Source organism: Pseudoalteromonas sp. SIMBA_162, assembly GCF_046535955.1.
GTDB classification, from domain to species: domain Bacteria; phylum Pseudomonadota; class Gammaproteobacteria; order Enterobacterales; family Alteromonadaceae; genus Pseudoalteromonas; species Pseudoalteromonas marina.
Genome location: NZ_JAWJBQ010000716.1, coordinates 1 through 256 on the forward strand (window position 1 = coordinate 1; position 256 = coordinate 256).

The 256-nt window shown below is 62.9% G+C and carries 1 pseudogene; it reads right to left on the reverse strand.

Annotated features, from left to right (window positions below):
* Positions 1-256: pseudogene (locus tag R0J88_RS21535) on the reverse strand (TonB-dependent siderophore receptor); the annotation flags it as partial.

The window sequence follows — 256 nt, forward strand, 5'->3', positions numbered from 1 at the left end:
GGTGGTAGTAGTCGAGGTTGACGCGCGTCGGTGTGCCAAGGCCGAAGGCCAGCGACGGGGCGATACCCCAACGGTCGTAGTTGACTTTGTCGCGGCCGGCGACGTTGCTTTCGTGGGTCATCAGGTTCAGGCGGCCGGCAACGGTATCGCTGAACTGGTAGTTACCATCGAAGGTGTAGCGCTGGGTCTGGTCACTGCCCCAAGTCCAGGCGCCGTCCAGCGAGTTGCCCAGGTGCGCACGCTTGCTCACCAAGTT